The following is a 12,587-nucleotide window of genomic DNA, read 5'->3' as shown; positions in this document are numbered from 1 at the left end:
GCCGTTCGATCTTACGGTTGAGCCTGTAGCTGCTGAAGGCTTGCCCTTCCCTTGGCTAGCTGCGTTCTCACCTAAAACAGCTTCTGCGTATGATTGCCGTGAACGTTTGCCTTTGCTGCGCGTTCCAGTGGTCGCAGCTGCATTCGATGCATGCTTCGAGCGGAACGGTTTACGGGCCGCTTCGCTGCTTTCCGGTTGGTTGCCCGATTTGCCCTTGTCACCGGACGCAGCCAAATGTTTCGGTTTAGGCTTCGGTTTCCATTCTGGCTTCGCTGCCGGTTTCCCTGTCGGTACATATTTAGATTTGCCTTCTGCTTTAGCAGCTTCTTGCAATAGCTCCTGTACCTCGCTCGGCTTCAGTGGGCGCCATCCGCCACGCTTCAGGTTTTGCAACCCAAGCTCTCCAAACTTGACCCGCTTCAAACGAATGACCGTATGCCCAATCGCATCGAACATCCGCCGCACTTGGCGATTGCGGCCTTCGTAGATCGTAATCCGGATCGTCGACTCCTTGTCCGAAGGATCGATATCCTGATACTCCACCTCAGCCGGTGAAGTCATGCCATCCTCCAGCTCGATGCCTTTGCGAAGCTTGTCCAGCTTGTCGCCATGCGGGACACCTTTAACCGTCGCCAAGTACGTTTTGGGAACGTGATGCTTCGGATGTGTCAATAAATTAGCAAATTCCCCATCGTTCGTAAGCAGCAAAAGCCCTTCCGTATCGTAATCGAGTCGTCCGATCGGATATACACGTTGCTTAATGCCCACCAAGAAATCAGAGACGACTTTGCGGCCTTGCGGATCGCTTGCGCTCGTAATGACGCCTTTGGGCTTATTCAGCATAATGTACAGCTTGTTCTCCGACGTTATCGGCTTCCCGCCCACTGTAATAACATCTTCCTCTGGGTCGGCCTTAGCCCCGAGCGTCGTCACCGGAACCCCGTTCACTTCCACTTGTCCGGAGATGATTAGCTCCTCGCATTTGCGCCGTGAAGCAATGCCTGCCTGCGCTAAAATTTTTTGTAAACGTTCCAACTTTTTCACCTCAATCTCCATATTAACTTTAAGCAAGCAAAAGCACAAGTTCAGCCATGTCGCCTATTAAGCGGCACAGCAGAACTTGTGCTAGGAATCTATCGTTAGGATCAACCAAACATGATTAAACATACAGCTATAGAAGCGGCGAAGCCGACCAGATCCGAGAATAACCCTACCTTTAACGCGTAACGTGACCGGCGAATGCCGACCGCACCAAAATAAACAGTGATGACATACAGCGTCGTATCGGTGCTCCCCTGAATCGTAGAGGCGATGCGGCCAATCATCGAATCTGGACCGAACGTTCGAATGAGATCGGTCGTATAGGCAAGTGAGCCTGCACCAGTGAGTGGGCGCAATAAACCCAGTGGAAGCACCTCTGCAGGTATGCCAAGCGATGCCACAAGCGGCTTAAAGGCTGACAGCAGCAGGTCCATCGCTCCCGATGCCCGGAACATGCTGATCGCGACCATCATTCCTACGATATGCGGAATAATGCCAATCGCTGTTCCGAAACCTTCCTTAGCGCCCTCAACAAAGGTTTCATAGACTGGCACCTTGCGGAAAGCAGCATATAACGGAATAAATACGATGAGCGCTGGAATCATCCACACCGATAAAGACGAGAGCAAATTAACCAACCAACTCACCCTTTCCAGAGCCCGGCGAAGCCGGCGCAATTGGCGGTGCTGGCGGCTGGCGCAGCGCCCTGCTGCGATACCATCGGTCAGCTGCAATCGCGGCAACGGTAGCAACCGCTGTTGCTGCGATCGTAGAGCCTACGATTTCAGCTGCATTAGCGGACTCATACTGGAGCCGGATAGCGATTAATGTAGTCGGAACGAGCGTTATGCTAGAGGTGTTTAACGCCAGCAGCGTACACATCGCCGGCGTTGCCGTTTCTTTGTCCGGATTAAGCTTCTGCAGCTCCTGCATCGCTTTGATGCCCATTGGCGTCGCGGCGTTGCCAAGGCCAAGCAGATTAGCAGCCATGTTGCTCATAATATAGCCGAGCGCCGGATGCTGGCGAGGAACATCGGGAAAAAGGAAGCGCACGACCGGGCCTAGCATGCGGGACAGCACACGCAACAGCCCAGCATCCTCTCCTATTCGCATAAGGCCAAGCCAGAACACGAGAATGCTAATTAAACCAAAACTAACGGTAACTCCCGTCTTAGCGCCATCGAACGCTGCCTCTGTAACGGCATCCAGCCGCCCTGTCACTGCAGCGGAGACGACGCTGGCAACGATCATGAACAACCAGATCCAATTGACCATAACAGCGTCACGCTCCTCCCCCAAATAACGCCCTTACAACCGCCTGCAATGCACTTCGCAAGGATGACCCCGCTTCTGCTGAAGCAGAAGCCGCGCGATCGGCAGCTGGTATCGGCTTCTTATCCGGCCAATTTAAACGCTCGCTGCCCGTTTCATAGACGGGAACAGCTCCTATTGCTTCACCTGCCAGCTCCCATTGAAGAACGCCCCGTTCACCCAATGCAAAACGAGAGCTTGCTGGATCAATTAAGACAAGCTTCGAATGCAGCTCTGATGCTTCCCCTTTGGCAAGCGGATACCGGAACGACTGGCCCGCAGCCAGCGTATAGCCGCTAATCGGCTGGCCTTGTTTAGCAATGACTGTAGGGGTGAAGTTCTGGAAGCCCCAATCGAGCATGTTCCGATGGTCAGCCCAATCATTGCTATCGTTAATGGTTACTGCTGTAAGTTGCTGCCCATTGCGTGTAGCCGAGCTCACCAAGCAGCGAAGCGCAGCCTTCGTATAGCCTGTTTTAACGCCATCCGCGCCTTCATACATCGTTAGCATTTTGTTCTTGTTCGCCCACGTGTAATCCCATTCTTCATTCGGATTAGGCGCTTTCTTTAAGCGGGTTTTCACGATTGCTGCAAACGTCGGATTATGAAGCGCATAAGCGGTCAGCTTTGCCAAATCATTAGCCGTTGAGAGATGCCCCTCTTGGTCTAGCCCCGAAGGGTTCATGAATTGCGAATGCTTAAGGCCAATCCATTCCGCTTTGTCATTCATCATTTTCACGAAACCATCGAGCGTTCCGCCAACATGCTCGGCAATCGCAGTCGCTGCGTCATTGCCTGATCGCAGCATTAAGCCATATAGCATATCCTCAAGCTTCATTTCCTCACCGGCGCGCAAATAAATGGATGAGCCCTCTTTGCCAGCTGCGCGAACGCTCACTTTAACTTTATCCGACAGGTTGCCGTTCTCAATCGCTACAATAGCCGTCATAATTTTCGTCAAACTAGCGATGCGCATCGGCTGGTCACCATTTTTCGAATACAAGAGACGGCCCGAATCCACATCGATTATCGCTGCAGCTTTAGCTTGCGTACCGATCGCACTCACGTTTCCTGCCGCGCCAGCGCCCGCCGGATTCGAAACAACCAAGCTTAGCAATAACAATAGCGCTGCCGCTAGCCGCCGCCAGCCGCCGCCTACCCCATCCATCCTCATGCACATAAACCCTCCCGAACGGTCGATATTGGCATTTCAGAACGCGAGGATCGGGAGCTCCGGTTCGCCGCGCCATGCCTGTCTGCTTGTACAGCTTATGCCCGTCCGCCTTCGTTTATGCTCCTGTCTGCTCACAGAACAAAACCGGCAACCGCTCAAGTGAACGGCTGCCGGCTGCATGGCCTGGCTTATTATGATAACCAACCTTTATGGGTCGCAATGCTTATCGCATCGATCCGATTTTTCGCATCCAGCTTTCGGATCGCCTCTGACAAGTAGTTCCGCACCGTTCCAGCTGTCAAATGAACATGAGCCGCGATTTCGCGTGCAGACAGCCCTTCGCTTGCGTACCGGAGCACCTCTTGCTCCCGTTCAGAGAGCGGATTGCCCGCCTCCCATAACGAAACGGCTAGCTCTGGGCTAACGGCCTTCCCGCCTTCCATCACCTTTCGCAGCGCTGCGCCTAGCTCATCAATGGGCGAATCCTTTAACAGAAACCCGCTGGCGCCTGCCCGCATCGCCCGCTGAAAGTAGCCCGAGCGCGAAAAGGTCGTCAATATGACAACCTTACAAGGATGCTTGCGGCTGAACAGCTGCTCAGCAACGTCCAATCCCGATAACAGGGGCATCTCGATATCGAGCAGGCATATATCCGGAGAAAGCGACAAAATCAATGCCAGCGCTTGCTCGCCATTTTCAGCTTGCCCGATCACTTCAATGTCGTTTTCCAAATCCAGCAAGGCACTGAGCGCGCCTCTAAGCATTCCTTGATCTTCTGCAATAATTACTTTCATCTCGCTTGCTCTCCTTCCGATGCACGGGCAACTAACGGCACTACAAAACGTATGCTTGTCCCGCCGCCACTTGCCGCATGTATATGCAGCTTGCCTTCCACTAGCTTCAAGCGCTCCCTCATGCCATTCAGCCCGTTTCCGCCTAGTGGCGCTGCAAGTTGTTCGGCGTCAACGCCAACGCCGTTATCTGTCACGATGAGCGAGAAAGCATCCTTCGTGCATTCGATCTCAATCGTGCATGCCGTTGCCTTGCTATGCCGTACGACGTTCGTCATCGACTCGCGCAAGCACATGCCAACAATATGATTAATCAGAGGCATGGAAGCGTCTGCTTCATGCTCCTCTACGCCAACGATGCCAAGCTTTATATTGGCAGCAGCTAATAATTGCTTCGCATGATTAATCTCCTCGGTGAGCGATGTCATATTCAGGCCTTGCACGAGTTCCCTCACCTGCTTGAGCGCCGCGCGCGACGTTGACTGAATGTCCCGTACTTCCTGTACCGCCCGCTCATGATTTTTGGCCATCAGTTTCTCCGCGAGCTCGCTCTTCATCGTAATTAGCGATAGCGAATGGCCGAGCGTGTCATGCAAGTCACGCGAAATGCGTGCGCGTTCTTCGTTCGCCGACATTCGTGCGATTTGTTCATTGGCCAAGTCCAGCTTCTGGCGCAGCTCCCTCGATCGACGCCCTAACCGGAAGGCAAGCGGCATGAACAGCATAATGAGCATGGCTGGCAATATCGTGAGCATATCGTTATTCGTGAAATCAAAGTGATATAGCCACAGGACGCAAACATGAAGGCAAGCCAGCCCCGCCCAAGCGACAATCAATTGCCACGTGGCACGCATCATCGAGATGACTGGGGAAGGATAAAATCCCATAAAGAAAAAGTTCGGATCATAATGCAGCGTGAAATAGCCAATGATGAGAAACTGCACCCAAACAAGCGCAAACCGATAACGGTCATTAACGAAGCTTATGACATAAACAGCGGCGAATAGCAGGACGACCAATAAATCAAGCAGCATCTCTTCCAATGGCTGTTGAAAGATCGTGTATAGCGGGATAACCAAATAAATGAGCCATACCAATGAAAGGTATAAAGGCGGCCTATTAGAAGGGCGCACGGAAGGGATTTTCATTCGCATCATTTATACCGCTTCTTGTTTTCTGATAATCAAGGAAGAGATCAGCGTGAACGCCACGATGTACACCGCCAATACAACCACGCCCAACCAGTCAAATGTACCGTCACCAAGCAAATTCCACGCGCCATGGCCGAGCCAGTACGTTGGCAGCACATGTGCAATCGTACGCATCGTGCTCGACATCGTCTCCACCGGCATCCAAAGTCCCCCAAGGACCGACATGCCCATGTAAACGATCATGCTGACGACCTGAACAACATCCGTATTGCGAATCGTTCCGACAAGCGAGCCAAGCGCCATGAAAGCAAAGCTGCCAAGCCAAATCCACAAGCCGCTCTCGATCCATACGGCCGCGCTCAGGTCTACGCCTTTGGCAAACGCTGCAACGAGGAACATCAATACAACGGTGCACAAATTAATCAATGCTTGAGATGCAACCTTAGATACAATAAACGCCCAAGACGGCAGCGGCGTGATGCGGAGCAGCTGTGTCCAGCCTTGCGTGCGCTCCTTCGCCAGCTTCTGGCTTAATGACGTAATGCCAGCACCTGCAACGCCATACGCTGTCATCGACATCAGGTAATACGCGCTCCAATCTACGCCGCCAACCTCAGCATCTGCATCCATCGTGCTCGTGAATATAAAGTAAAAGGCAATCGGCATAATGACGGAAAACATGACGAACCGTTTGTTCCGCAACGTTCGGAGCAATTCCGCTTTTATTTGGGCAAATGCCGCTTTTCGAATCGTCGCGCGAACGCTCCGGTTTGTATTAATGCCCGTACTCGTGCTTGCATTCATTCGTTACACCCCTTAATCATCATTATAACTTAGCTGCGCTTACCAGCGAACGGAATGCTTCTTCTAATCCGCCGCTCACAATTTCGATATCCGTCATCTCCAAATCTGCGCGAATCAGGTCCGTGATCAGCCGATCCGTATCGTTGCTGTATAGTTTTACACGACGCCCATTCCATTCAATATCGACTATCCCCGAAATATTACGCAGGGATTGCGAAGTCACCGCTTCACCTGCCGTGAACGAAATTGTACGTCCTGTCGTTGTCGCTTTAATCTGGCTTGGCGTACCGTCTGCAGCAAGCTTGCCATCATTAATGACAATAATGCGGTCCGCCACTTGATCGGCTTCCTCCAAGTAATGCGTTGTGAGCACGATTGTACGGCCTTTGCCCGCCATCGCCTTCACCGTATCCCAAAACAATTGGCGGGACGTGACGTCCATGCCTACTGTCGGCTCATCGAGAAATAATACATCGGGATCGCCTGCAGCTGCTAGCGCAAATCCGAGCCGCCGCTTCTGGCCACCAGACATCGCAGCAGCCATCTTGTTGCGCTCATCGCTGAGCCCGCTAATTTGCAACAGCTGCTCTAGCGGTAAGGGCTGGCTGTAGTAACTGCGAAACAAATTAATTGTCTCAGCTACCGTAAGCCCTTCAATCACGCTGACATCCTGTAGCATCGCACCGATTCGGTCACGAACTTGGCGATCCTGTGGGTCACCGCCTAACAATTTCACCGTCCCGCTCGACGGATTGATGAGGCCAAGTATCATGGAAATCGTCGTGGTTTTGCCTGCACCATTCGGGCCAAGCAAGGCGACCACAGTGCCTCTCTCGACCGTAAACGATAATTGGTCAACCGCTTTCTTCCCTTTAAATTCCTTCGTCACCCGCTTCAATTCAATGGCTGCTTCCGGCATATCATTCAACTCCTTATCAATTGCTTCACTTCCATCATCTTACCGAATTGGCCATCCATTGAGTAGACCAAATTAACATTTATTTGATATGACATCTGTCATGCAAATCGATGAACATGCTCACAAAAGCAAACAAAAAGCCCGCCCCGGCTGCGTGCCGAAACGGACTTTTTAGAAGCATTGAACTTTGTGTATTAATGGATTAAAGGATTGGGGTATCTGAGCTCAAGTCATGGCTGTTATGGCTATTGCTCTTCAACATCCCTTGAATGCGGTCAAACACATGTGGTGCAGAATCAATGACACGCTCGATGAGATGCGTGTTATTATCGAGCGGAACGACCTTAACCCCTTGCGTGCCGACTACCAAGAATGCGATTGGCGTAATGGAGACACCGCCGCCGCTGCCGCCGCCGAATGGCCCTTGTACAACCGCATTGTGAGCATCGGCTCCACCAGCTGAATGCTGATCCGAGGATTGGCTTGAGCCGTCGAAGCGAATGTCGCTGCCGCCAGCTACGAAGCCAAATCCTACCTTACTGATCGGCATGATCACGCTGCCGTCAGGGGTTTGGACAGGATCGCCGACGATTGTGTTCACATCCACCATTTCTTTAATGTTTTCCATCGCTGTCTGCATTAAGCCTTGAATCGGATGGTCTGCCATTGCTACTCCTCCTTGATGTGCATATGAATAATGAGCTGTCTATGCTCCTTATATCCTGCTCACTTCGCTGATGGAGTATGTATTACACTTTCTTCTCGCGCTACACTTTCGAGAAAAGCCGCTGGACGCCAACCGTTCCTGCCCGCAGTTTTCTAAGCCCAATCACGAGCCGGATCCCTGCAATGCCAGCTTGGCCCAATCGAATCGAACCGACGAGCTTCCAATGCGATACAAAGCAGGTACGATTATAAGCTGGCTGCACAGCAATCACAGGCGGCTGCGTCAAATGAATAATTTGCGATGCCACGCCAATGGCGGTTGTCTTTACTGACCATAACATGCCTGTTGACATCGCTGTCCACATCGCATCGCCAGTCCCTACCTCCGTCGACCATTCCCATTGCGACACTTTGACTTTGGACAATGCAGATTTGGCTAAGCCCGCTGCGCCTTCTACTTGCTGCACAAGACGTTTTATTCGATTCGTTTTGTTCATGACTTCAGCAGCGTTCAATTGCTCTTTCTCCTCCGTGTGCCCTTTGGAGGTGCTGCTCTCACTTTTCATTTTGATGCCTCGATTGGTCCACTCCAGTATTGGCATTTTCCAATGCAGATGAACAAGCCCGAATAGTGCACGCACCTTCACATCGAAATCATCATCCAAGTTAATTTTTTTCATCTCAGTCGTGACAACGATCGGGGAAAACCACAGCAGAATTCCGCACAAAAAAAAGAAACCTGCCGCCGCCATCCATATCCAACCTGCTGAGAAATCCGGCATTAGCGGCTCCTCCGTCCTTTAATGGTTCTGGTTGGGTATAGTATGACCTTGCGGCCAGATCTCATTCTTCCTCTTGCCCACCCTCTTCCGAGCCGGAAGCTTCCTCACGGGAAGGCATCGTTGGGATTGGCGGTATGGGCGGCAGCTCATCAATTGTCATTTGACGGCCGTCATACTTCTCAAACAGCATATTTGTCTGCTCGTCCAAATCATCCGCCGATACGTTCCTAGGCTCCGGCAGCGCGCTTAACGCAGCTAACCCGAAATATTCCAAGAACGCTTTCGTCGTCCCATACAAAATCGGCCTGCCAATCGCTTCCGCACGCCCTACTTCTTCGATCAAATCCTTCGTTACGAGCGATTGTAGCGCGCGATCACTCTTTACACCGCGAATTTCCTCGATGTCTACACGTGTAATCGGCTGGCGATACGCAATGATCGACAACGTTTCCAATGCAGCTTGGGACAAGCTTGCACGCGTTGGCGAATAAGCCATTCGTTCAAAATAAGGCGCATGGTCCGGATGGGTGGTCAGCCGGTAAGCTCCCGCTACCTCAGTAATTTGGACACCACGCGCTTCACGTTTCAAATCGCATTTCAAATCGTAGACGAGCTCCGCTGAGGTCTGCGCATCGATTTGTAAAATATCAGACAGCTGCCGGGCGTTCAAGCCATCGTCTCCCGCCATAAACAGCAATCCTTCAATAATCGACTTGTAGCTCTGATAATCCATTCTCAGCCGTTTCCCCTCTCCACTGAATCACGATATCATCGAACACTTGGTGCTGATGGCAACGAATATGCTTCATTTTCATTAGCTCCAAGATCGCAAGGAACGTGACGACGATTTCATGGCGGTCCATATTTGCACGAATAAGCTTCGAGAAACGAACCGTCTCATATTGTTTCAGCACTTCCATAATATCGATGATACGGTCTTTAACCGATATCTCATCCCGCCGTACTGTAGCCACAACGTTCCGCCTTGCTGCACGGCGCAGCGCCTTCTGGAAGGCACGGACCAAATCATCGATGTGCAAGCCTTCAACCGGATTCGTAAGCTGCTCCTTCATGAAGGGTGACAGATCCTCCGGTTCCTTGGCATACACTAAGCTGCTCTCCAGTTCCTTCTCCCGAAGGTCAGCAGCGATGAGCTTAAACTTGCGATACTCCAGCAATCGCGCGATAAGCTCCTCTTGCGGATCAGGGCCGTCGTCCTGCCAGTCGTCATACTCATCGAGCTCGATGACAGGCGGCTTAGGCAGCAACTGCTTGCTCTTAATGAACAACAAGGTAGCAGCCATGACAAGGAACTCGCTCGTCACTTCGAGCTCGAGTTCCTGCATGGCTTGCAAGTATTCCATATATTGATCGGTTATTTCGCTGATGGACACTTCGTGGATGTCGATCTCGGCCTTGTCAATTAAGTGCAAAAGCAGATCGAGCGGTCCTTCGAACGTTTCCAGCTTATACGTCACCGTCACGGTGTTACCCTCCCGGCTGATGGTCGGCTATCGTCTTATCCGAAAGCGTTGCTTCCCGCAGGAAAGACTGCCTTACGCTTGAAGCTGGCGCGTCAAGTTTGCCATTTCGATAGCAGTAACAGCTGCTTCGTACCCTTTGTTGCCCGCTTTCGTGCCAGCGCGCTCAACAGCTTGCTCAATGGAGTCTACCGTCAGTACGCCGAAGATTGTAGGAACGCCCGTTTTCAAAGCGATAGCTGCGACGCCCTTCGTTACTTCGTTGGACACATATTCAAAGTGCGGCGTTGAACCGCGGATAACGGCGCCAATCGTAATAACCGCATCGTACTTGCCACTCTCAGCCATCTTTTGTGCTGCGAATGGCACTTCGAACGCGCCTGGCACCCAAGCTACTTCGACTTCAGAATCTTCTGCGCCATGGCGCTTCAGTCCGTCCAGTGCACCGGAGAGAAGCTTCGTCGTAATAAATTCGTTGAACCGTCCAACGACGATTCCGTATTTTAATCCTTGCGAAATTAAATGGCCTTCATAATGTTTCATATCTACTCATCCTTCCAAGTATGGTTTCTAGTTTAGTTTATTTAGGTTATTTGGTGAGCGGGACGCGCTCTACCACTTCAATCCCATAACCTTCGAGCCCTTTGATCTTGCGTGGGTTGTTCGTCAGCAGTCTCATCTGGCGAACGCCAAGATCCTTCAAAATCTGGGCTCCAATGCCATAATCCCGCAAATCCGGCGCGAATCCTACCTTCTTATTCGCTTCAGACATGTCGAATCCCTGCTCTTGCAGCTGATACGACTTCAATTTGTTCAGCAAGCCTTCGCCACGGCCGTCCTGTCGCATGTACAGCAATATGCCGTTGCCCGATTGCTCGATATAGCGAAGGGCGGCCTCCAGATGTGCGCCGCAATTGCAGCGTTTGGAATGGAACACATCGCCGGTTAAGCATTCAGAATGAACGCGTACGAGTGTCGGCTGATCGGAGTTGATCGTGCCTTTGACGAATGCTACATGCTCTTTGCCGTCGATTTGATTCTTATAGCCATAGATTTGGAAGTCCCCGTATTCCGTCGGCATGCTCACATCAACGACGCGCTCCACCAGGCGTTCCTTATCGTTACGGTACTTAATCATATCCTGGATTGAGATGAGCTTAAGATCATGCTTTTGCTTAAACTCGATCAAATCCGGCAAGCGCGCCATCGTGCCATCCTCTTTAATAATCTCGCAAATAACCGAGGAAGGCTTCGCGCCGCACATGCGTGCTAAGTCAATTGCCGCTTCCGTATGCCCTGCACGGCGCAGTACGCCGCCATCCTTCGCAATGAGCGGGAAGATATGGCCTGGACGGCGGAACTGTTCCGGCTTCGCCGAAGGATCGATAAGCGCCATGACCGTCTGCGAACGTTCGATTGCACTAATGCCCGTCGTCGTCGATACATGGTCCACGGAAACCGTAAATGCAGTGCCATGGTAATCAGTGTTATGGTTCACCATTGGGGGCAAATTGAGTTCAGCAGCACGCTCGCTCGTGATCGGAACACAAACCAGGCCGCGCGCTTCTGTAATCATGAAGTTAATCACTTCAGGCGTCGCCTTCTCAGACAAGACAATCAAGTCTCCCTCATTCTCCCGATCTTCATCGTCGACGACGATAATCGGCTTACCCAGCATCAGATCGGCAATCGCTAGCTCAATCGGGTCAAATTGAACGTTCGCATCCTCTACATGCTTTGTCGCTCCGCTTACTTGTTCACTCATCCTAAACCCTCCCTTAATCTTGTTACTATCCGTTAAAAGAATCCGTTATCCGCCAAAAACGATGCGCTCAGGCCAGAACGGCTTGATTTCCCTGCCGGCTCTGAAGTCCGATAATGAAGCAAATGGTCGACATATTTTCCGATAATATCCGCCTCAAGATTAACAGTATCTCCAGGTTGCTTATCTTGAAGTGCTGTTTCCGCCAAAGTGTGGGGGATAATCGAGACGCCAATGAGGCCGCCTTCTGCTTCTGTCACCGTTAAGCTGATCCCATCAATCGTAATCGAACCTTTAGGTATGACAAATTTGGCAAGCTCATCTTGGCCTTCAGCACGAAGCTTGAAGACGACTGCGTTCGCATCGGCTTTGCGTGATACGATAACGCCAATCCCATCAACATGCCCTTGTACGATATGGCCGCCGAACCGTCCGCCGGCTAACATCGCCCGCTCCAAATTCACCTTCGATCCTGGCTTCAAATCTTTCAAGTTCGAATGGCGATACGTCTGTGGCATGACATCTGCTTGGAATGAGCTCCGCGTGAAGGAGATCACCGTTAAGCAAACGCCATTCACGGCGATGCTGTCACCGATAGCAACGTCTCCCAAAATACGGGTTGCATCGATTGTTAACACCATCGCTTCACCTGCGAGGGAAGCGCTTCGGAACCGCCCAACTTCCTCAATCAATCCTGTAAACAAT

General features: G+C 51.6%; 14 protein-coding genes and 1 pseudogene. All 15 read right to left on the bottom strand.

Features of this window, described 5'->3' with window-relative positions; genetic code table 11:
* Positions 1 to 282: 282 nt before the first annotated feature.
* Positions 283 to 1,035 (bottom strand): annotated as a pseudogene (locus GON22_RS26020) (pseudouridine synthase); the annotation flags it as partial.
* A 110-nt stretch (positions 1,036 to 1,145) separates the two neighbouring features.
* Positions 1,146 to 1,646 carry a spore maturation protein gene (locus GON22_RS09975; RefSeq protein WP_202113184.1) on the bottom strand — a complete coding sequence of 167 codons (501 nt, stop codon included), beginning with the start codon at positions 1,644 to 1,646 and terminating at the stop codon, positions 1,146 to 1,148.
* 25 nt (positions 1,647 to 1,671) lie between these two features.
* A complete protein-coding gene (locus GON22_RS09970) occupies positions 1,672 to 2,316 on the bottom strand; it encodes a nucleoside recognition domain-containing protein (protein WP_160395944.1) in 645 nt (214 codons plus the stop codon).
* Between the two features lie 7 nt (positions 2,317 to 2,323).
* A complete protein-coding gene (locus tag GON22_RS09965; protein ID WP_160395943.1) occupies positions 2,324 to 3,526 on the bottom strand; it encodes a D-alanyl-D-alanine carboxypeptidase family protein in 1,203 nt (400 codons plus the stop codon).
* 191 nt (positions 3,527 to 3,717) lie between these two features.
* Complete coding sequence (locus GON22_RS09960; RefSeq protein WP_160395942.1) at positions 3,718 to 4,320, bottom strand: response regulator transcription factor; 603 nt, start codon at positions 4,318 to 4,320, stop codon at positions 3,718 to 3,720.
* Entirely contained in the window at positions 4,317 to 5,474 is a 1,158-nt protein-coding gene (locus tag GON22_RS09955; RefSeq protein WP_237179096.1) for a sensor histidine kinase, read from the bottom strand. Before GON22_RS09955 ends, GON22_RS09960 begins: the two co-directional genes overlap by 4 nt.
* Positions 5,475 to 6,272 carry an ABC transporter permease gene (locus GON22_RS09950; RefSeq protein WP_160395941.1) on the bottom strand — a complete coding sequence of 266 codons (798 nt, stop codon included), beginning with the start codon at positions 6,270 to 6,272 and terminating at the stop codon, positions 5,475 to 5,477.
* Between the two features lie 22 nt (positions 6,273 to 6,294).
* Entirely contained in the window at positions 6,295 to 7,191 is an 897-nt protein-coding gene (locus tag GON22_RS09945) for an ABC transporter ATP-binding protein (protein ID WP_160395940.1), read from the bottom strand.
* A gap of 202 nt (positions 7,192 to 7,393) precedes the next feature.
* A complete protein-coding gene (gene ytfJ, locus GON22_RS09940) occupies positions 7,394 to 7,858 on the bottom strand; it encodes a GerW family sporulation protein (protein WP_160395939.1) in 465 nt (154 codons plus the stop codon).
* Between the two features lie 100 nt (positions 7,859 to 7,958).
* Complete coding sequence (locus GON22_RS09935; RefSeq protein ID WP_160395938.1) at positions 7,959 to 8,639, bottom strand: DUF2953 domain-containing protein; 681 nt, start codon at positions 8,637 to 8,639, stop codon at positions 7,959 to 7,961.
* Between the two features lie 61 nt (positions 8,640 to 8,700).
* A complete protein-coding gene (gene scpB, locus GON22_RS09930) occupies positions 8,701 to 9,372 on the bottom strand; it encodes an SMC-Scp complex subunit ScpB (protein WP_160395937.1) in 672 nt (223 codons plus the stop codon).
* Positions 9,341 to 10,123, bottom strand: coding sequence for a segregation/condensation protein A (locus tag GON22_RS09925; RefSeq protein ID WP_160395936.1), 783 nt, complete (start codon positions 10,121 to 10,123; stop codon positions 9,341 to 9,343). The genes scpB and GON22_RS09925 overlap by 32 nt, the downstream gene beginning before the upstream one ends.
* A 72-nt stretch (positions 10,124 to 10,195) precedes the next feature.
* Entirely contained in the window at positions 10,196 to 10,663 is a 468-nt protein-coding gene (gene ribH, locus GON22_RS09920; protein ID WP_006039319.1) for a 6,7-dimethyl-8-ribityllumazine synthase, read from the bottom strand.
* A 46-nt stretch (positions 10,664 to 10,709) separates the two neighbouring features.
* Entirely contained in the window at positions 10,710 to 11,885 is a 1,176-nt protein-coding gene (locus tag GON22_RS09915; protein ID WP_160395935.1) for a bifunctional 3,4-dihydroxy-2-butanone-4-phosphate synthase/GTP cyclohydrolase II, read from the bottom strand.
* A gap of 32 nt (positions 11,886 to 11,917) precedes the next feature.
* On the bottom strand, positions 11,918 to 12,586 hold the full coding sequence (gene ribE, locus GON22_RS09910; protein WP_160395934.1) for a riboflavin synthase: 669 nt from the start codon (positions 12,584 to 12,586) through the stop codon (positions 11,918 to 11,920).
* Position 12,587 lies beyond the last annotated feature (1 nt).

It is taken from the genome of Paenibacillus sp. MMS18-CY102, from assembly GCF_009789195.1.
In the GTDB taxonomy this organism is placed as follows: domain Bacteria; phylum Bacillota; class Bacilli; order Paenibacillales; family Paenibacillaceae; genus Paenibacillus_T.
Note: the sequence above shows the minus strand (reverse complement) of the source record. Positions and strands in the feature narration are given on the sequence as shown.

Bases quoted from the DNA above. Each gene is read 5' to 3' on its own strand.
- GON22_RS09935 (WP_160395938.1), bottom strand. From the start codon at position 8,639: ATGCCGGATTTCTCAGCAGGTTGGATATGGATGGCGGCGGCAGGTTTC.
- GON22_RS09960 (WP_160395942.1), bottom strand. From the start codon at position 4,320: ATGAAAGTAATTATTGCAGAAGATCAAGGAATGCTTAGAGGCGCGCTC.
- GON22_RS09965 (WP_160395943.1), bottom strand. From the start codon at position 3,526: ATGAGGATGGATGGGGTAGGCGGCGGCTGGCGGCGGCTAGCGGCAGCG.
- GON22_RS09945 (WP_160395940.1), bottom strand. From the start codon at position 7,191: ATGCCGGAAGCAGCCATTGAATTGAAGCGGGTGACGAAGGAATTTAAA.
- ytfJ (WP_160395939.1), bottom strand. From the start codon at position 7,858: ATGGCAGACCATCCGATTCAAGGCTTAATGCAGACAGCGATGGAAAAC.
- GON22_RS09955 (WP_237179096.1), bottom strand. From the start codon at position 5,474: ATGATGCGAATGAAAATCCCTTCCGTGCGCCCTTCTAATAGGCCGCCT.
- scpB (WP_160395937.1), bottom strand. From the start codon at position 9,372: ATGGATTATCAGAGCTACAAGTCGATTATTGAAGGATTGCTGTTTATG.
- GON22_RS09975 (WP_202113184.1), bottom strand. From the start codon at position 1,646: ATGATTCCAGCGCTCATCGTATTTATTCCGTTATATGCTGCTTTCCGC.
- GON22_RS09970 (WP_160395944.1), bottom strand. From the start codon at position 2,316: ATGGTCAATTGGATCTGGTTGTTCATGATCGTTGCCAGCGTCGTCTCC.
- ribH (WP_006039319.1), bottom strand. From the start codon at position 10,663: ATGAAACATTATGAAGGCCATTTAATTTCGCAAGGATTAAAATACGGA.
- GON22_RS09950 (WP_160395941.1), bottom strand. From the start codon at position 6,272: ATGAATGCAAGCACGAGTACGGGCATTAATACAAACCGGAGCGTTCGC.
- GON22_RS09915 (WP_160395935.1), bottom strand. From the start codon at position 11,885: ATGAGTGAACAAGTAAGCGGAGCGACAAAGCATGTAGAGGATGCGAAC.